The organism is Bradyrhizobium algeriense, assembly GCF_036924595.1.
Classification (GTDB): Bacteria; Pseudomonadota; Alphaproteobacteria; order Rhizobiales; family Xanthobacteraceae; genus Bradyrhizobium; species Bradyrhizobium algeriense.
Window position 1 is genome coordinate 3856579 of sequence record NZ_JAZHRV010000001.1, and the last position, 18202, is coordinate 3874780.

General features: G+C 58.3%; 16 protein-coding genes and 1 pseudogene. 11 read left to right on the forward strand and 6 right to left on the reverse strand.

Going from position 1 to position 18202, the window contains the following annotated elements; translation table 11 throughout:
- Window positions 1-39: 39 nt before the first annotated feature.
- Window positions 40-867: a class I SAM-dependent methyltransferase gene (locus V1286_RS18905; protein ID WP_334481656.1), complete on the reverse strand. Its 828-nt coding sequence runs from the start codon at window positions 865-867 to the stop codon at window positions 40-42.
- A gap of 325 nt (window positions 868-1192) precedes the next feature.
- Here V1286_RS18905 and V1286_RS18910 point away from each other — a divergent pair, with 325 nt between their 5' ends.
- Entirely contained in the window at window positions 1193-2152 is a 960-nt protein-coding gene (locus V1286_RS18910) for a methyltransferase domain-containing protein (RefSeq protein ID WP_334481657.1), read from the forward strand.
- Window positions 2153-2326: 174 nt separating this feature from the next.
- Window positions 2327-2530, forward strand: coding sequence for a hypothetical protein (locus tag V1286_RS18915; RefSeq protein WP_334481659.1), 204 nt, complete (start codon window positions 2327-2329; stop codon window positions 2528-2530).
- Window positions 2531-2635: 105 nt separating this feature from the next.
- On the opposite strand, the gene V1286_RS18920 is transcribed toward V1286_RS18915, so the two are convergent.
- On the reverse strand, window positions 2636-3418 hold the full coding sequence (locus V1286_RS18920) for an FkbM family methyltransferase (RefSeq protein ID WP_334481660.1): 783 nt from the start codon (window positions 3416-3418) through the stop codon (window positions 2636-2638).
- 127 nt (window positions 3419-3545) lie between these two features.
- Entirely contained in the window at window positions 3546-5165 is a 1620-nt protein-coding gene (murJ, locus tag V1286_RS18925; RefSeq protein ID WP_334481662.1) for a murein biosynthesis integral membrane protein MurJ, read from the reverse strand.
- Window positions 5166-5804: 639 nt separating this feature from the next.
- Here murJ and V1286_RS38955 point away from each other — a divergent pair.
- The 4 genes and pseudogenes from V1286_RS38955 to V1286_RS18945 form a co-directional block, all read left to right on the forward strand.
- A pseudogene (locus tag V1286_RS38955) lies at window positions 5805-6003 on the forward strand (transposase); the annotation flags it as partial.
- Window positions 5936-6223: a hypothetical protein gene (locus V1286_RS18935; RefSeq protein WP_334490264.1), complete on the forward strand. Its 288-nt coding sequence runs from the start codon at window positions 5936-5938 to the stop codon at window positions 6221-6223. The pseudogene V1286_RS38955 and the gene V1286_RS18935, both read left to right, overlap by 68 nt.
- Window positions 6220-6966 carry an acyl carrier protein gene (locus V1286_RS18940; RefSeq protein ID WP_334481664.1) on the forward strand — a complete coding sequence of 249 codons (747 nt, stop codon included), beginning with the start codon at window positions 6220-6222 and terminating at the stop codon, window positions 6964-6966. Before V1286_RS18935 ends, V1286_RS18940 begins: the two co-directional genes overlap by 4 nt.
- 354 nt (window positions 6967-7320) lie before the next feature.
- On the forward strand, window positions 7321-8304 hold the full coding sequence (locus V1286_RS18945) for a heparin lyase I family protein (protein WP_334481666.1): 984 nt from the start codon (window positions 7321-7323) through the stop codon (window positions 8302-8304).
- Between the two features lie 126 nt (window positions 8305-8430).
- On the opposite strand, the gene V1286_RS18950 is transcribed toward V1286_RS18945, so the two are convergent.
- From V1286_RS18950 to V1286_RS18960, 3 genes are all read right to left on the reverse strand, one after another.
- Window positions 8431-9693: a glycosyltransferase family 4 protein gene (locus V1286_RS18950; protein ID WP_334481668.1), complete on the reverse strand. Its 1263-nt coding sequence runs from the start codon at window positions 9691-9693 to the stop codon at window positions 8431-8433.
- On the reverse strand, window positions 9674-10936 hold the full coding sequence (locus V1286_RS18955; protein WP_334481670.1) for a nucleotide sugar dehydrogenase: 1263 nt from the start codon (window positions 10934-10936) through the stop codon (window positions 9674-9676). Before V1286_RS18955 ends, V1286_RS18950 begins: the two co-directional genes overlap by 20 nt.
- Before the next feature lie 338 nt (window positions 10937-11274).
- A complete protein-coding gene (locus tag V1286_RS18960) occupies window positions 11275-13023 on the reverse strand; it encodes a polysaccharide deacetylase family protein (protein WP_334481672.1) in 1749 nt (582 codons plus the stop codon).
- Between the two features lie 279 nt (window positions 13024-13302).
- Here V1286_RS18960 and V1286_RS18965 point away from each other — a divergent pair, with 279 nt between their 5' ends.
- From V1286_RS18965 to V1286_RS18985, 5 genes are read left to right on the forward strand one after another with little or no spacing between them, the layout of a single operon-like run.
- Complete coding sequence (locus V1286_RS18965) at window positions 13303-14412, forward strand: Gfo/Idh/MocA family protein (RefSeq protein WP_334481674.1); 1110 nt, start codon at window positions 13303-13305, stop codon at window positions 14410-14412.
- Window positions 14399-15058: a sugar transferase gene (locus V1286_RS18970; protein WP_334481676.1), complete on the forward strand. Its 660-nt coding sequence runs from the start codon at window positions 14399-14401 to the stop codon at window positions 15056-15058. Before V1286_RS18965 ends, V1286_RS18970 begins: the two co-directional genes overlap by 14 nt.
- 42 nt (window positions 15059-15100) lie before the next feature.
- On the forward strand, window positions 15101-16282 hold the full coding sequence (locus V1286_RS18975) for a DegT/DnrJ/EryC1/StrS family aminotransferase (protein ID WP_334481677.1): 1182 nt from the start codon (window positions 15101-15103) through the stop codon (window positions 16280-16282).
- Window positions 16279-17028 carry a hypothetical protein gene (locus tag V1286_RS18980; protein ID WP_334481678.1) on the forward strand — a complete coding sequence of 250 codons (750 nt, stop codon included), beginning with the start codon at window positions 16279-16281 and terminating at the stop codon, window positions 17026-17028. The genes V1286_RS18975 and V1286_RS18980 overlap by 4 nt, the downstream gene beginning before the upstream one ends.
- Before the next feature lie 41 nt (window positions 17029-17069).
- Window positions 17070-18050 carry a glycosyltransferase gene (locus tag V1286_RS18985; protein ID WP_334481679.1) on the forward strand — a complete coding sequence of 327 codons (981 nt, stop codon included), beginning with the start codon at window positions 17070-17072 and terminating at the stop codon, window positions 18048-18050.
- The last annotated feature ends 152 nt before the right edge of the window (window positions 18051-18202 follow it).

Genomic DNA, 18202 nt, shown 5'->3' on the forward strand with positions numbered 1-18202 from the left:
CTAAAGACACGAGTGAGAGCACCCACTCATGATTTGCGCTCACTTAGGCGAGGCCGACCTTATGAACAAGAACTCCGTGTTCGCCTCACCGGTCGCCATCCTCTGCAAGCTGAAACCGAGCTCCTTGCAAAAGGAGACGGCATCTTTGTCATAGACAAATTCCATCGGCCAACCGCCAAGCCAATCACGAATATCCGTAAACATATTCATGCCGCGATTCTTTTTGTATTCGTGCATCCTCCACAGAAACAGAGGTAGCCGCAGCGGATTATAGTGCATCTGAAAGCGCCAGACGTACCAAAGATCCATGTAGCGTCTCTTCAGCCATCCCGCCGTAACATACCTTTGCTTAACGTCGAGCCAGAATTCCGGCGGCGGGTTGACTTGAGCGTCCGCTGAATAGAGAGCGATATAAAACATACCACCGGGCCTAACGCACGCTGCGGCATTGCGAATTGCATGCCAGACGTCTCCGGTGTGATGCAGAACCCCCCATGAATAGACCAGGTCGTATGCCCCCAAGTTCTTCACAAATGTGTCGTCAAGAACGGAGCCTTGCTCGATGGTCCAATTAGAGGGATTACCTACCTGAGCCTGCACGCATCGGCTCGTAGCGACTGAATTCGCGTCATAGTCAAAGCCACGAACCGATACTGCGCCTGCTTCTAGGGCGGCAATGGAGTGAAGTCCGCTTCCGCATCCAATATCGAGGAACGTTAGCCCCTTCAGATCGTCCCGTTCGATAAAATCGAGAAGGTGCTTCTTGGAAATCCGTACCCTCTCGGGTCCGAAATTCTTTTGAATGAAGTGGTGCCAGTTATTCCCAAACTCGAATCTCTGTCCCTCTTCTTGAACCATGCTACTCATTACCCACTCCTCCTGACGCAAACCCTGAACTACCGCGGGCCGGACGACAGCGCAGCTTGGTTGAGCAAGCCAGCATTGCAGACGCCCGCCTTTTCAGATCTTGCAGGCTGCAAACGCATGGCATCCAAACTCACACCTGGCAGCATAGTATTTTGAACCGGTCCGCGGCTTGACCCTTTCGGATTACCCATTCTCGATCACAGCAGAAGCCCAGGCCAGCAGATCGCGGATATGTCGGGCGATTCTTTCTTGACGCTCAGACGCGCTGGTCGCGATACTGTGTCAGGAGCTTCTGTGGTTTGTCGATGAACTTGGAGGCGACAAGATGTACAGCACGCGGTCTATTGTTTTCAATGCAGCGACATTCGTGCCGGGCGTGACAGCTATCCCAGCTGTCAGAGACTATCTTGCTCGCAGGGACAAAGGAACGGGCGGCACAATCTCGGCCCGATACTGCTACAGCGTCTGGCTAAGGCATCTCGTGAAAGCGGCAGAAAGCGGGCTTGATACGAGACCTCAGGTCATCGCAGAGCTCGGACCGGGCGACTCGCTGGGGACCGGGATTGCAGCACTCCTGTCGGGAGCTTCCAAATACTATGCGCTTGACTTCATCTCGCACGTTACAGCGGAGCGAAATATCCAAGTGCTTCATGAACTAGCTGAGTTGTTTGGCCAGCGCGCCGATATTCCAGACGAAGCTGAATTTCCCGACGTGTTCCCGAAGCTGAAAAGCTATCGGTTCCCCGAGCAGCTAATTACGAACAGGGCCGTAAACATATCCGAGACCTGGATACGCGAGATCGAGGCGGCGCTGCACGGCGCCTCGCAGGCGGAGGTTGTTCAGTTACGGGCACCTTGGCTGGACGCGACCGTGATCGAGGACGGGACGATTGACATGCTGTTTTCGCAGGCAGTGCTAGAGCATGTAGACGCATTGAGCGAAGCATACAACGCCATGAGGCGGTGGTTGAAGCCCGGAGCTTTCATGTCCCATGTGGTCGACTTCAAGTGTCACGGGTGTGCAGCGGAGTGGAACGGCCATTGGTCCTATTCCGATCTGAAATGGGCCCTCATTCGTGGAAAGCGATCGTGGCACTTAAATCGCGAGCCGCTTTCGACTCATATGCGCCTTCTCGACAAAGAAGGCTTCAGAACGCTCTGCAAAGAGACCGTAACCCGACCGTCCACTCTGGAAGCCCCGCATCTTGCAAGGCGGTTTACGAATCTTACCCCAGCGGACTTAGTTACTAGCGGCGTTTTCCTTCAAGCGGTGAAACAATGCTGAGACGTTTTGTTGTCAGCTCGGCTAGCTCGCGGTCGCCTCAGCTGCGCGAAACCAAGATATCAAGGAGTGATGGACCTTTGTGAACACGAACCCAAGCAGCAAGGTCGTCATAAACGCCGAAGACTTTGCCACGAGTCGCAGAAGAACGGATGTGTCTAGCTCGGAGGAGACGATGTGAGCGACCAGCACACCGACCGCAACCACAAAGGCGACTTTCAAAGTCTGATCCACTCCCAAACAACGTGGTTCCTGCCACCGCGCCGGCGAGGCCGAATAACAAGGACGCTCAAGGCAATTGAGAGCAAAAGCGATATCGCGCCGATCGTCGCGGCCTGCCGACCGAATCCAAACGCCCAAAGCACCAGCGAAGCCGGGTGAGCCGTTCGGCGAGCTCGCCAGATAGGTTGCAGTCGCGTGCCGCCATTCCGATGAAGCTGAACGACGTCCTCTTCCTCTGCTCATGGCAAGATGCGGTCCGAATCCCTACACTCGCCAGGCATAGAGCCAGACGAGATATTTCGCGCTCGGTGCCGACGAAAACGGCGTGGGCATGGGGGGCCCTGGCAGTTCAGCATCCACCCTCGCGTCGCTAACCGTGATGCGGAAGCCCGCTTCCGAAAGCGCCGTCCACAGTTCCGCCACCTGGTCTTGCACAGCAGGATTGCAGTGCAATTCGCACGAAAGATAGTTGACCAACCCCATTTTGCCTGTGGCGCACAGGTCTTTGATCACGCCAAATTCGCTGCCCTCGATATCGACCTTGAGATAATCCACCGGCTCGGTAATCAGGTCACTTAAACGCACCGCGTCCACCAGCACCCCTGGCCCTTCGCCGACATGGCCGCCCAGCGATCCCTCAGGCACAAACGATACCTTGCCAGCGGCATCGCTGACGGCGGCGCGAACCACCGTGACCGAGGTGAGGCCTAGCGCGCGCACATTCTCTTCCAGGAGGTCGGCGGTTTGCGGGTCGGCCTCAAAGACGGTGATGCGGGCACGCGGATAGCGCTGCTTGAACCAGATCACACTCATGCCAATGTTCCCACCGCAATCAAGGATCACGGGCGCATCGCCTAATCCGGCGACCTCATAGCCGCGGTCCAGAAAAATCTCACGATAGAGCGACAGCATCGCCCCGGCGTCCGTATAGCGCACCGGCCCGAAGGGAAAGCGAAACGCGCCGGGGACGCGGCGAGGGTTGCGCTCGCCCAACCAGAAGAGGCGCACGCAGGTCCACGAGCGTGTTCGTCTGATGACATCGACCATACCACGCGCCTGCCTGAACAGGTCTGCCAGACTAAGGCTTTTGGATGGGGAGCTAGCCGCTTGTACACTCATGGAAAGTTCTTCCTTCCTCGCAGGGTACGCAAACATCGATACGCTCATCTGCGGCCTATGCGGGTTTTGCCCACGCGCGGCCCCAGTGCAGCCGACTGCACAATATGGTCCAGAGCTGGCTCGCCTCTGGCACGCGCAAGACCAGCAGCAGCGCAGCATAGATCACCAGGCCCGCAGCGCTCAGCAAGACGATCTGTACCAGCGGCGGCAGCGCGGCCATCTGGGGCAGCTTCGCCAGCAGCGCGCACGTCAGCCACAGGAACACCGCCGCCACGACGGTTTTGCCCAGCGAAAGGCCAAGCTGCGGCAGGCGCAGCCCTTGCAGCCGTTTGTTAAGAATGAGCAGCAGCGTTAGCGCGCCAATCAGATAGGTCAGCGTGGTAGAGAACGCGATACCTGCCACGCCCCAGATTTGCATCAGCAGATAGTCCAGGACGGCGTTGAGCACCAGCGAAAGCACGGCGACGTTGCGCAGCGTGCGATTATCTTGCAGGGCGTTATACATCCGCCCGTTGATAAAGCCGTAGGTGACGATGAATATATTCGGCGCGAGAAACATCACGGCGGACGCCACCACATCGGTGGCCTGCGCGCTAAAATTGCCATGGTGATAGAAAATCTCCACCACCGGGCGCGACAACGAACTCAGCAGCGCGCCAGCGGGCAAGAGGATGATTGCAGAAAAAATGACCGCCTGGCGGAAGGTGGTGGTTAAGAGCGTAAATTCGCGGCGGGCCACTTGTAGCGCGAAGATCGGCAAGAGCGCCGTGGAGAGCGCCGTATAAAAGATCCCCGAGGGCATATCCACCAGCTTGATCGCGTAGCTGAGCGAGGCAATGCTGCCCGGCGGCAAGAGCGAAGCCATAAACTGATCGACCAGACTGTTGCCGTTGACCATCAGTGCCCCAATCAGCATGGGTGTGGAAAGCGCGGCAATGCGCTGAATGCCCGGATGCCGCCAGGAAAAATCGAAATGAAAGCGCAGCCCCATGCGCAGATAGGCAACGACGAGCAGCAAGAAATTCAGCGAATAACCCACAATCGTGCCCCAGCCCAGGGCATAGATGCCCCAGGAAGGCGCAAACAGCAGAAACGCGATGGTGCTCAGCGTAATCGTGACGGGAGCCAGCGATGGCACAGCAAACCGCCCATAGGCATTCAGAACGGAGCCAACCAGCGTCACCAGCACTTGCAGCAAGAGCACGGGCATCAAGAAGCGCAGGAGGATGACCGCCAGCGTCTGCGTGGGGGCATCCATCTGCCGGGCGAAGATCGTCACCACCAGCGGTGCGCCCGCGGCCAGCGCCACTGTCACCACCAGCGCAATCAGCGTGCCCAGCGTCATCGCTACCCGGAGCAGGCGCATGGACTCCGCCTCGCCTTTGTTTTCGCGGTAGTCCACAAAGACCGGAATCAATGCCGCGCCCACCGCCGTGGTCAAGATGCCAGAAATGGTTGTGGGCACGATCAGCGCCACCGTATAGGCGTCCATGGTTGGGCCAACGCCAAAGGCCGAAGCCGTCAGCACCTGGCTGACGATGCTCAGCAGCCGGGCGGCAACGGTGACATACAAGACGACCGAGATGGCGCGGCCAGCGTGAATCACGATCCCCTGGCTTTTGGGCGCGCCATCGGGCGGGGGAGCCGTTTCCTCAAGGTTTGTGGATGTACTCATGCCCTGTCTCATAAAGCTCCTGTGCTGCAAGGGCCTCGCGTGGAATCAGCCCTAAAAGCAACAGAATCGCGAGCCCCCCCAAGAGCGAAGAGACTTGCGAACGTGTTGCCAACCAACTTTGGGCGGGTTCCGGGAGCGGCGCGCGGCAGGAAAAAGAATAGAGACTGCGGCAAGAACAGGGGAAGGAGGATCAACTCTGTTTCGGCGACCAGCCACACCAGGCGGTAGTCCCCGAACTCCTGCGTGGTCACGTGGCGGACCAGGATGACAGGCGCCCCCAACTGCAGAGCATAGTCGAGCAGCCCCGCAGCCGCGAGAAATCCTGCCTTGCGGCGAATCCCCGATTTCCACATGGTTCGCCGGGCCTTGCTGACGTAATTGATCCGGTCGCTGACATTGGCGATAAATCAGCCGCATAAAAGAAAAGCTGTGGCGGTTTGCTCGACGCGCGTCATTTTTTCCCCGGCGAAGTCAAAGGCTCGTAGCCGATCAAAAACGAGCATAGCCAAATGCATATCAGTTGTTCAGGAATCCCGAAGCCGTTTGGCGGATAATAGGGGTTACCTACGAGGTGTGGTCTGAGCCCCCGCAAACTCCTCCAAGACTGGGTAGAGTCCCTCACCTCGGGAGGGATAGACCATGAAGCCGAGCCGTTTCACGGAAGAGCAGATCATCGGGATTTTGCGTGAGCACGAGGCGGGTGCGGCGACCGCTGATATCCTGCTGCAAGCAGGGGATCTCGAGCGCGACGTTCTACCGGCGGCACGCACATGGTTCTCCTGGTCGTGCTGCGCGACGGTCTGGTACTCAGGCTAGCGAAGCACATCCGCTCCGAGCTTGCGCGCGCTGCGGGCTTCCCGGCTTTCGTGCCGGCGTGCATTGCACAGGTCGAGGCGCTTGCTGAGACCTTTAGCGGCAAGCGGTCCGAAACCGCTGCGCGAGATGCGGTGAATGGCCGCCCTGTCCAGAACCGCGATGCGCTGCAGAACCCGGAATGTCTCGATGCCATTCGGCCATCAGGGCATCACGGGGGCTGGCGCCAGGCCACGACGGGGTGATCCCGCAGGGTGACGGGCTGCGGCGGGAGCTCCAGGCGATTTGCGAGCGCGTGCTTGGCATCTCGCCCGTTGCCTGGTCCGATAGTCTTCTTGGCTTCGGCGCGGAATCGCTAGCGTTTGAACCCTGCTTCTCGAGATCGAGGATTATACTGGGCATCCCCCTACCCCTCTCGGCCTTTCTGGCGGCGCCGTCGATCGAAGGCTTGGCCACGACCCTAACCGTCGGCGCAACAGCGATGGCCGGGGAAGTAGCGCTCGTCTGTAATCTCTCCTCCTGGTCCGTGCATGCGAAGTACCGCGGCTGGGGAATGGCCCTGCTCGCCGAGGCGCTGCGGGACGAGAACCTCACCTGCACGGCCTTCACCCCGGAGCCGACCGCCTGGGCTGCCCGCCTGGCGCAGCGCTTCACACCCTTAGCTTCGAACAGGATCGTCATGCCGCCATTGCTCCAGGCCGAGACGCTGTTCGCGCCGAACCGTCTGGTCATCAGCTTCGATCCGGCTGCGGTCCGCGAGAGGCTGACTAGCCAGCAACGACAGATCTTCGACGATCACGCACCGTACGATTGCCTGCAGCTCACCGTCAGCGATGGGTCGGATCATGCCTTTCTCGCGGTAAAGCGCCGTACGCAACGGCTCAATGCGAGGCGACTGGGGGGAGTAGGGAAAGTTTTGCCCGTGAGGATCCCCTATTCGGACATCCTACACTGCAGTGCGCCGGAGCTGCTGTCGCGGCGTCTCTAGCGCATCAAGCTAGCGATCCTGCGCCGACGGCGGACGGTGGCGCTCGTCGCGCAGGCGCGGCTCTTTCGGGTCCGGCCACGAGGCGTGATGCTCCGGTGCGCACGTGTTATCTCGCATTCTGTACAACGCCATACAATTCACGATGCATTCCTCGGGCGCTCATGCCTGGTGGTAGTCCTTATTTTCCTTCGATTGAATCAGTCGAAAATTGTATCGGGATTTGAATGAGCTCTTTTCACAAGTGGCCAAGCATTTTTGCGGCAGCACGCTGATCGAATTTCACGATAGAGCGTTGCTGTAATCTTGCTCGGACTACAAGTAGAATACAGACAAGGGGGATAGCAAATGACAATAATGATACCCCTTATCTTTGCGCTGGCTGGCAGCGTCGCGAACATCTCTAGTGGATCGACATCCCTCGATACGAGGATAGTCGACGCAGGTGGTTCGTGGAATTTACTGGCCGAGGGCCTGTCCGACGATACTCACAGCTTTGCTGGCACCCACAGCAATATGGCAGACAATACGAGCGCCGCATCGCAGCCTGTAAGTAGAACTAGAACAGTTGTTCCGTCGATTACGTCGTTTTCGGCTAAGCCGCAAACCCGCTTTCTTATCGGTGGCGACAGCTACCTAGTTGAGACGGCGGGTAAGAGCTATAGCCTGACCAATCCTGACCCACAAACTCTGCGCTTCGAAGTCCATCAGGGCGACAATTGGGCAGCGGGTGGTGATGGCTCGTACTGTGATCGCTCTGAAATTCAAAATCAGTCGACGGGCGTCGCGACCAGCTGGGGTGCATTTATCCCGCCCGGTACTCCGATTGGCATGGCCTATCAGTTCATGGTGGAGGCCAATGGGCCCAATGGGTCATTTGTAAACACTCAAAACAGATCGAACGGCTGGTTTGTCGTCGGTCAAATGCACAATGACGACATTGCGAGCGGCGTAGGGACCTCACCGCCGTTCGCGGTCCAGATGGACGGCGACCATCTGCAAATTGTCGCCCGCTATGTTCTGCCCGGTGGGAATCCCAGTAATTCGTCTCCCGCTCTCCGCATGATCACGCTGTGGACCGATCCGACTCCAATTACTCCTGGCGTCTACAAGGACATTCGCGCTCAAGCCAATTTTTCCAACAGCGGCGGCGGGTATTTGGACGTCTGGATCAATGGTTCGCAGGTTGTGAACTATCGGGGTCCTTTGGGCTATGGGCAGGGCACCTATTGGGAATATGGCATCTATCGGTCGTCGGCGCCTGAAACGACTGCCGTCCATTACCGAAATTTGATGCTAACAATCGGGCCGTCAGCACCTGTCTCGTCACGACGACCCTGACTGACGGTGCGCAGCTTCACTGGCAGCACGACCTCGCTAGCGCGGTTAAATCCGGCCGCGCTATGTTATTATTTTGTTTGCGACGGGTGTTATCGAAAGCTTGCTGAGATGCGAAGAGAATAGGACCTATCCGCATTTCTCTTTTAGTTTGAATACTTTTTCATAGGCACCCAAGAGCTTTGTCGACTCGTGGTGCCAAGCGAGTTCGTCATAGATTCTTTTCTGGCCGAATGCACCCATAGCATCGCGTCGCACTGGATCATCTACAAGTTCCAATATCTTGTCGCCGAACTCCGCAGTATCCGCATTCTGTACATATAAGGATGCCTCTCCAGCCGAAAAACGGCCTTCAGTGAGGTCAAATTGAACAATAGGCTTACCCAACGCCATATACTCCATGATCTTGTGCATCGTTGATTTGTCGTTCATCGAGCTGGGGCGGTCCGGATTTACGCAGACGTCTGCCGTGGAGAGTATTGTGAATAGTGTAGCGTCATCAACACGGCCAGTGAACGTAACCAATTCGTCCAGTTCAAAAGCCATTGCAAGCTTCTTGAGCTCCTCCAATTCCCGCCCACCCCCGACAATGACGAACTGGACATCATCGCGATTTCGTATCCTGCGGATGTGCCTGATTGATTCCAGCAACAGATCGATCCCCTCCTGCCTTGCAATAACACCCACATATCCGACAAGGAATTTCCGCCCCCTCTTCCAGGCCGGGTCTGGTGGAAATGAGCGAACGCGCGAAAGGTTTGGAGCGGAGCGCACAACGAACACATGATCAGGGTTCATTCGCCCTCGTTCAATGGCAATGGTACGATATGATTGGTTGGTTGCTATCGATACATCAGACAATGCGAATGTAATGCGTTCAAGTAGGACCATAACCTGCCAGAGCAGGCCACGACGTCCGAATTTCGCCTCGTAAAGCTCCGGGCTGATATCGTGGTGATCGAAAATGAAAGATTTTCCAAATAGAAACTTATGAAATGCACCAACTACGAAAATGAGATCCGGCGGATTACACGCGTGGACTACATCAAACCCGCGCGTTGTGAGAATTTTCAAACTCAGCACGAACTCCCAAAATAATGCCGCGCTGTACTCGGCAAGATAGCCCAGCACCCCACGACCTTCTCCCGGCAACCAGTGGCGATAAACCGCGATTCCCTCGATAATTTCAAATGAGGCCGTTGCGCCCGGTCCCTTGGGACAAATTACCGACACTTCATAACCATGCCGCGCCAATGTGCTGGCTTCCGACCACACTCTGGCATCGAACGGTACCGGAAGATTTTCGACGATGATAAGCACCCGGCGGCGAACCGAACCAACACCCGCTTGATCGTGGCGTGCAACGCCGTCGTCATGAAAGAGTGTTGACATCAATGATCCGCCTGGCGTGTAACGCCATATGTTTCGCCCACCCTCGGGTATCGATGACAAGATCGAACAGCTCCGACTCGGCGGCCGACTTTGGGATTAGTAATTTGCGGAGCGCGGGCAAATTGGAGAACGCATAGCCAAGATTCTGACCCAACAATTTCGACGGCTCGACGTGCGGGTCGTAGATCGACAAGCCGATGTGCAACCGAAGGAATTTGCGAGCCAAGTCGATATTGGGACTCTCGCGAAGATCGTCGCTGTCCTCCTTGAAGGCAAGCCCCAGCATAAGCACCCGCCCGCCCGCCGGGACTGCTTTCAGGCAATTCTCAAACAGGAAATTCTTATGCTCATCATTCGATCTCAGAACCGAATCCACGAGCCAAGTATGCGCCCCGACGTCGCTTGCGATGTGTTGGAGCGCACGAACGTCTTTCGGCAAGCATGAGCCGCCGAATGCGCCACCCGGCCTCAAATAATAGGGGGAAATGTTGAGCTTGGTATCAGAGATGAAAATCTTATGAACAGTGGTCGCGCTAATACCGAGCTTATCGCAAACGCGACCGACTTCGTTGGCAAAAGCAATCTTTACTGCGTGAAACGAGTTATCGACGAATTTTGTCATCTCTGCCGCGCGATAATTCGTGTAGAAGACCGGCACCGCGATACTTGCGTTCAACTCGTCAAGAGCCGCGCACCTTTCCCCGTCCTTCGTCCCAATCACGATCTTCGGCGGGTTGAAGAAGTCTTCGATCGCCACCGATTCGCGCAAGAATTCGGGGTTATAGACAACCTCGACGAGGTCCGTCCTGCCCTTCAATGCGTCCTCGAAAATCGGAAGGACCAGTTCCTCGATGGTACCGGGCCGCATCGTGGAGCGAAATACGATCGTCAACGTCGTCGCGCGAGCAGGACCGACCAGCTCCGCGATCTGATGGGAAACTTCCGCGATAAAGCTCATGTTGTGAGATCCGTCCGGCGCACTAGGCGTTCCCACACAGACTATGGCCATGGTGCAACTGTCGAGATGTCCGCTGGCATCCTTCGTCGCGCTCAGCAAATTTTTCCTGACAGCACGCTCTACAAGTTGATCGAGACCGGGCTCCGTGATTGGCGATTTGCCCGCGTTGACGATCGCCACTTTTTCATCGCTGACGTCGACACCGACGACTTCGTGGCCTTGCCTGGTGAGGCAAGCGGCCGTCGTCATGCCGACGTAACCAAGTCCGAACACCGCAATTTTCATCTTAATCCATCAGCCGCATCACGTTATGCTGGCAACGGCGGCGGCTGCTCATGAGTTTGTCTGCAAGGTCGACGGTTTCATTCAGAGATAATATGTCGATCGGCACCCCTACCCGAGTGTATTCTTTCATCCGCGCAGAGCCTCAACTTTTTTGGGCTACCTATTCTGGTTGTGACGAAGGGAAGACAGGATGGTTGCGCGGGAGGCCGAGTGACGACCTGTTGAACGCCACGTATCGGGTCAGGCGTCGGAGCACGCCGGAGCAGGAAGCGATCTGCCAGGAGCATCGTGCCTGGGCCGAAACAGCATGACCACGCTCGTTGCGGTCCGCCTCCCGGCTATACGCGAAAACGAAAAAGGTACCCGTAGTTGTCACGAAGTTCGGATAGATATCGCCGAACCGCCACCCCAAGTCGGTATGAGACCGATTCTGAATGCGCGAAAGCATCCGGCTGTTCGTGATAAACGCAGCGTATATCCGCCGTCCTGCCGGGCGGGATATCGACGATCATCCGAATGCATCCGTCCATGCATTCGTACGCGACGACGTCTTGGTTGACTGTAACATCTTTCAAAGAATCGACCTGTGGTTCTTGCTTCACGACTTGGATCCGTCGCGTCATCGCCTCCATGTTTTCGATGCGGAGTTGTTCAGCAAACATCTTCACTATGATCGTTACGCCGTCGGGTCGAATGCTGTAGCTGTGGCAAACGGCGTCCCCGAGAGTCCGCCAACAGAGCTTCCACCGCAAGGATGCAAGCTGTCGGAGGAACTCCGCTAGTTCGCTGCCGTGGCCTCGGAAAAGGTCGTGATGCCCGGCAACGAAGCACGGCTTGCCCAGGATTCCGTCAAATGCAAAGTTTTCAATGCCGTGGTCAATATACCGCCGGGTATAAATCGAGAATCCCCCATACCGAACGATGGCGACACTCCACAGGTCTGCGAGTGTCGTTTCGTTCGACGCGTCATCGGCTGGTGCGACTTCCGTGTTCACTGCCGCGACGAAGCCATGTCGCTTGAGAGCCGACACCGCCTCGGGCGAGAATGCCCCTTGCGGGAAAACCATCACGTTTTCATGATCAAGCGCGGTCTCGTTGAGAAGGGACTGCATCCGACACCTGGCGGTCTTCAGCTTTCTGTCGAGTAGGTCGGCTGAACGGGCTGCAAATTCACTACGGGTGTGATCGCAGCCGTGCACGCAGACGGACAGTTTTTCGCTATTTTTCCGAAAGGCGGCAACGGTGTCGCGATTTGTTCGATGCCAGTTCCATGGAATGAAGGCGATGGTCGTCGCGAACCTCTGCTTGTTGGCCAACTGCAGTAGTTCGCCAAAATCGAGAAAGCCGTACCGTGGCCTCAGGGGTGGATCGTCGATGATCAGGCACGCGTTTGTTTCGGAGGCGGTCCAGCAGACGTCGCGGAACGACCACTTCAGATACATCACGACTGGCACCGCACCGGCGAAACGCTTCTTCACATCAAAATAGGTCGCAGCGCGTTCGCGAATGTCCACCATCGCCAGTGAGGCATCGGCAAAAAAGCGCACGCCGGAATAGGCAAATCCGGCGAACAGGTGTCCCTCGGGCGCCCCGACGATGCTCTGCAATTCGCCACCATCCCGGATGACAAGCGCCGCATCCGCGGCGCCGGGCTCCAGTTGAATCCGCAGGGCCGACATTGGGCCGCACATGTCTGGAAAAGCATCAGTGACGGACACGGTTATTGGCCACGCGTCGATGCCGCGGATGTCCGCCTCCGGGTCTCCCGTGATCTGGCGCAGCAGAGCCCTGCAGGGATCCACAGCTTGAAATCCATAGACGAACACGGAAGCGGCTGCCGCCAACCAAGCCGGAAACGTTCCGGCCTTGCAGGGCTGCAGGGTTTCAGCAAGACAGGGCGCGGAAGTCAGGATGGAGAACTGCGGATGACTTGCCGTCAGCGAGGCTACATTGCCCCCGTTCGCTTCACTGACTGTCAGCGCCGTCCATGGAACTCCGAAAAAATCGAGGATTTCCGCCAGGTTGCAATCGTCGGACGATGGAGTGTCACTGCGGATCAGGAGCGCGATCGAAGAGCCCGTGTCCATGGCGTCGGCGTTCCGTCCTGGGTTGTCGCATCATCCTTCGGCGAGGCCACCGGGCATCCTGCGGATCGTCCGCGACCTCGAGATTGTGCTCCTCTTGGGGAGTCCTATACGAAAGGCCGCCAGGTTTCCACTGAAGGACGGAGGCGAGCGAAGCGCGGGGTATTCCGACCTGTGTACCCCAAAAGAGCGTAGATCATAATCCGTGTTCTTCAGCAGCGTGCGCGCCCAATCGGTTATCTTGAATGAACGCACGCTGAGGCCTTCAAACAGGGAACCAACATGGCGAATAACGCGGAAATTCGGACCGCGAACGGCGGCCCGTCGCTCGCCGTCATCGGTTGCGGCTACTGGGGTGCGAAACACATCCGTGTCAGCTGCGATATACGCAACGCAAGGCTTTCGATGGCCGCTGATCTGCACCCTGACAGATTGGAATATGTCCGTTCACAATATCCTTCTGTCGATGTTTCGCGTGATATCGGCGCGGTGCTGAATAACCCTTCTATCGACGGGGTCATTGTCGCCACCCCTGTGGAGACGCACTTTGAATTGGCGCGGGCGGTGCTCCAGGCCGGAAAGCACGCGCTCGTTGAGAAGCCGTTGGCTATGACGAGCGCGCAATGCCGCGAGTTGAATGCGATCGCCGAAGATCGCAAGCGTGTTCTGATGGTCGGGCACACGTTCGAGTATCACCCGGCGGTGGGCGTCATGCGCCAGATGATCCAGAGCGGCTCTCTCGGCGAGCTTTACTACATTGATTCGCGGCGCCTGAATCTCGGTCTCTACCGGCAGGACGCCAATGTCCTTTGGGACTTGGCGCCGCACGACCTCTCGATCATCTTCTGCCTGCTGGAGGAGGTGCCGCAAACCATCGGCGCCTGGGGTTCCGCGCACGTTCTGCCTGACGTTGAGGACGTTGTTTACGCCAAGATGGGCTTCAAGAGCGGCGCGACCGCCCATGTGCATGTTTCCTGGTTGGACCCGGTCAAGGTGCGCCAGATCACGGTCGTCGGAAGCGATGCGATGCTGGTGTTCGACGACGTGCAGCCGTCCGAGAAAGTGCGCGTTTACCAGAAGCGATTCAGGCCGCAGATTAACGGCGACTCCTACGCCGACTTCCAATCGGCCTATCATCATGGCGACGTGCATATCCCCGCGATATCCAGCAGCGAACCGCTGAAACTCGAGTTACTCGACTTCGTCAATGCGATCATGACCGGGGAACGGCCGCGCGCGGACGGACTGCACGGGCTGCGCGTTGTCGAAGCGCTCGAGGCGGCATCGGCGTGTCTACGGCTCAAGCACAAACACCGTAGCAACGGTAAGGATCAACGGATGTTTCGGCGGCGGAACATGCCGGCGGGAGGTCCCGAAATTGCCGTCGCATGAAGCCACGCGACGGAAGGCGACCCCGCGGGAATTCGGCAAGCGGGCGCTCGACGTCGCGATCGGCGTTCTCGCGATCGTGGTGCTGGCTCCCATCTTCATGGTGGTGTGGATAGCAATCCATCTCGATAGTCCCGGACCAGCGGTCTTTCGCCAACGTCGGATCGGGCGAGACGAGAAACCGTTCAACTGCTTCAAATTCCGGACGCTCCGCCACAACGCCGACGAAAACGTCCATCGCGATGCGATCCGGCGGGCTTGGGCAAAGGAACCCCTCTCGAACGACCCCGATGCCCCATACAAGCTGACAGACGATCCTCGCGTGACGCGCGTGGGGCGTTGGCTGCGGAGAACCAGCCTCGACGAGCTGCCGCAACTTCTCAATGTATTGCGGGGCGAAATGAGCATCGTCGGTCCGCGGCCGGCGATTCCTTATGAACTCGAATACTTCCGGGACTGGCACCATAAACGTCACATTGTGAAGCCCGGCATCACCGGAATTTGCCAGGTGCGCGGCCGGGGTCGTGTCTGCCCCGAGGTAATGCTCGAGATGGATGTCGAATATGCAATGAACTGGACCTTATGGACCGACCTGAAGTTGATTGCGCTGACGCTTCCCGCGGTGCTGCGGGGGCACGGTGCCCGATGAGGTTCTCCAGTGACAGAGACGGATTCTCGTGAGGTTCGACAAATGCACATTCCGTTCGTCGATCTTAAAGCGCAATATGAGACGCTAAAGGACGAGATGGCCGAAGCAATTCGGGACATTCTCGACTCCGCGCAATTCATCGGCGGCGAGGCGGTTGCCTCGTTCGAAAGAGATTTCGCCGCATATTGCCAGGTGCGCCACGCGCGCGGTGTGGCGAGCGGCACGGACGCGCTTCATCTGGCGCTGCGGGCCCTGGATATTGGTCATGGCGACGAGGTGATTACAACCGCTCATACCTTCATCGCCACCGCGGCCGCCATCGTGGCGACGGGTGCGCGGCCCGTGTTCGTCGATATCGATCCAGACACCTACACGATCGATCCCAAGATGATCGAGCGCGCCCTAACGGGTCGTACAAGAGCGATCGTCGCAGTCCACCTCTACGGCCAGCCCGCTGACATGGGTCCAATCAAGGACATCGCACGGCGGCGCGGCCTCTATGTACTAGAGGACGCGGCCCAGGCGCACGGGGCGGAATATCAGGGGGTCCGAACTGGGGCGCTCGGCGATGTCGCATGTTTCTCGTTTTATCCGGCGAAGAACCTCGGGGCCTATGGCGACGGCGGAGCGGTCACTACCAACAGTGCCGCGATCGCCGAGCGGATCGAACGACTGCGTGACCACGGTCGAACCAGCCACTACAGCCACGCCGAGATCGGGTTCAACAGCCGGCTCGATACTCTCCAGGCGGCAATCCTGCAGATCAAGCTGCGGCGCCTGGATGAATGGAACGCCAATCGGCGGCGCGCTGCGGAGTGGTACGCCGTGGAGTTGGCGCAGTCGGGGATCAAGACGCCGTTCGTTCAAAAGGGGTCGACGCACGTCTACCATTTGTATGTGATCGAGACGAACGAGCGGGACGCAATGCGGAACAAGCTCGACCAGGCTGGCGTAGCTACCGGGATCCATTATCCGGTGCCGCTCCACCTACAGCCTGCCCTCGCCCATCTCGGCTACAGGCAGGGCGACTTGCCGTACTGCGAAGCGATGGCCGCTCGATCATTGTCCCTGCCCATGTTCCCCGAGCTCGCACGCGACCAGGTGCGCCGTATCGCCGCGATTGCGCGCGCTGCGGCCGAGCAGGACGGTCACAAGAAATTGCGACGGAAATCAACGTATTCGCCCGCCGCGCTGCGCGCCGAGGCCGGGAAGGAGTGGCGATGAATCGAATCAGTGCATGGGCGGTGGTCGAGACCGAGGCGATCGGTGCGGCCGTGACGATCGCCGAGTTCGCCGTGGTGCGGCCTGATGTTACGATTGGCAACGGGGTGGTCATTCACCCGCATGTCGTGATTGAGAGCGGCGCAAGAATCGGGGACAACGTCGAAATCTTCCCGGGAGCCTATATCGGCAAGGCGCCCAAGGGGGCCGGCGCGTTGTCGCGCGCGCCGCGTTTCGAGGCATGGGTCGATATCGGCGCCGATTGTTCTATCGGACCGCACGCGGTAATCTTCTACGACGTCTCGGTCGGCGCGGGGACCCTGATTGGTGACGGCGCCTCGATCCGTGAACAATCACGGATCGGCTCGAAGACTGTCATCGGACGTTACGTCACGGTCAATTACAACACGCGAATCGGCGATCGCGTCCGGGTGCAGGATCACACCTGGCTGGCGGGCAATATGACGATCGAAGACGACGTGTTCATTTCGGGCTGCGTCGGCACTTCGAACGACAATGCGATCGGCCGCAACGGCTACGACGGTTCGCCCATGCTCGGGCCCCATGTCGCGCGCGGCGCGGCGATCGGCCTGGGAGCCAACCTACTGCCAGGCGTCAGAATCGGCGTTGGCGCCGTCGTCGGCGCCGGTGCGGTGGTGACGAAGGACGTGCCCGACGGTGCGCTCGTGATGGGCGTCCCGGCAGAGATCCGACGACGGCTCAAAGAGGTTCGCGGCGCAGACCAGTGACTCGCTGGCAGTTCGTGCCAAGCGTTGAGGGAACACTAATCGTGAGGATCCTCTGTGTCACCAACATGTATCCGAGTCCGCACAGACCGGGCTCCGGAGCCTTCGTGTGCCAGCAGGTAGAGCAGCTGCGCCGGTTCGGCCACACGGTCGACGTTATCAATATTCTCGGATTCCAGTCCAAGATGAACTATCTGAGGTGCACTCTTGACGTCATGCGAATGACGAGCGCGGAGGCATACGACATCGTCCATGCGCACTACGGTTATTCGGCATATCCTGCAATGTTTCGGTCGCAGGCGCCACTCGTCATCACGCTGCACGGGACTGACGTACTTGGCAAAAATATCTTTGAGAGGCTGTGCACACGGGCTGTGTCGCATTTCGCCGATGCCGTCATAGTCGTTTCGGAGGGGATGCGGAGACGGATTCCGGGAGTCGTAATTCCCTGCGGGGTCGACCTCGACGTATTCAAGCCGTACGATCGCGACAAAGCACGAGCGCGGCTGGGGTGGCCGAAAGACAGGTATATCGTTCTGTTTCCATTTGATCCGGCGCGCCCTGAGAAGAGATACGATCTGGCAAGAGCGTCAGTCGAGCGACTCGTACAGGAGGACGTCGACGCAGAGTTGATGACGGTCGTCAATGTGCCGAACGGCGAAATGCCGTGGTGCTACAGCGCGGCCGACGCCCTGCTTCTCTGCTCGGATTATGAGGGGTCGCCGACCTCTATCAAGGAAGCTCTCGCGTGCAATCGCCCGGTAGTGGCGACGGAGGTAGGCGACGTTGGCGAGCTGTTAAGCGGCATCGCGGGGACGCGGATCTGTCCGCAGGACGCCGGCACGATTGCCCGCAACCTTCGAGAGGTTTTTGACTGGTCGCGGAGCAGCGAGTTCCGGGGGCGAGCGGCAATGGCGAGGTACGACCAGGCGCTCACCGTCGAAAAGATCGTCGGGGTATATGCCGACGTTCTCTCGAACTTCAGGGCAAGGACGGTGGGCAAGCGTTTGCTGCGGAGCGGATGACGACAATGCGACGGCTGGAAGGGTGAACTCTACAAGATCCTCGAAAGCAAATTCAAATTGCCAGAGGATCAACTCAAAGCCTTCCAACGTCGAGAAAGCCTACAGGACAGCAATTCCGCTTGGGAGACTAGCGCGCTGCCCGACATCCTCTG

What these genes read in the sequence shown, in the direction of transcription:
- V1286_RS18905 (WP_334481656.1), bottom strand. Translation starts at nt 867, where the DNA reads ATGAGTAGCATGGTTCAAGAAGAGGGACAGAGATTCGAGTTTGGGAAT.
- V1286_RS18910 (WP_334481657.1), top strand. Translation starts at nt 1,193, where the DNA reads ATGTACAGCACGCGGTCTATTGTTTTCAATGCAGCGACATTCGTGCCG.
- V1286_RS18920 (WP_334481660.1), bottom strand. Translation starts at nt 3,418, where the DNA reads ATGGTCGATGTCATCAGACGAACACGCTCGTGGACCTGCGTGCGCCTC.
- murJ (WP_334481662.1), bottom strand. Translation starts at nt 5,165, where the DNA reads ATGAGTACATCCACAAACCTTGAGGAAACGGCTCCCCCGCCCGATGGC.
- V1286_RS18935 (WP_334490264.1), top strand. Translation starts at nt 5,936, where the DNA reads ATGGTTCTCCTGGTCGTGCTGCGCGACGGTCTGGTACTCAGGCTAGCG.
- V1286_RS18945 (WP_334481666.1), top strand. Translation starts at nt 7,321, where the DNA reads ATGATACCCCTTATCTTTGCGCTGGCTGGCAGCGTCGCGAACATCTCT.
- V1286_RS18950 (WP_334481668.1), bottom strand. Translation starts at nt 9,693, where the DNA reads ATGTCAACACTCTTTCATGACGACGGCGTTGCACGCCACGATCAAGCG.
- V1286_RS18955 (WP_334481670.1), bottom strand. Translation starts at nt 10,936, where the DNA reads ATGAAAATTGCGGTGTTCGGACTTGGTTACGTCGGCATGACGACGGCC.
- V1286_RS18960 (WP_334481672.1), bottom strand. Translation starts at nt 13,023, where the DNA reads ATGGACACGGGCTCTTCGATCGCGCTCCTGATCCGCAGTGACACTCCA.
- V1286_RS18965 (WP_334481674.1), top strand. Translation starts at nt 13,303, where the DNA reads ATGGCGAATAACGCGGAAATTCGGACCGCGAACGGCGGCCCGTCGCTC.
- V1286_RS18975 (WP_334481677.1), top strand. Translation starts at nt 15,101, where the DNA reads ATGCACATTCCGTTCGTCGATCTTAAAGCGCAATATGAGACGCTAAAG.
- V1286_RS18980 (WP_334481678.1), top strand. Translation starts at nt 16,279, where the DNA reads ATGAATCGAATCAGTGCATGGGCGGTGGTCGAGACCGAGGCGATCGGT.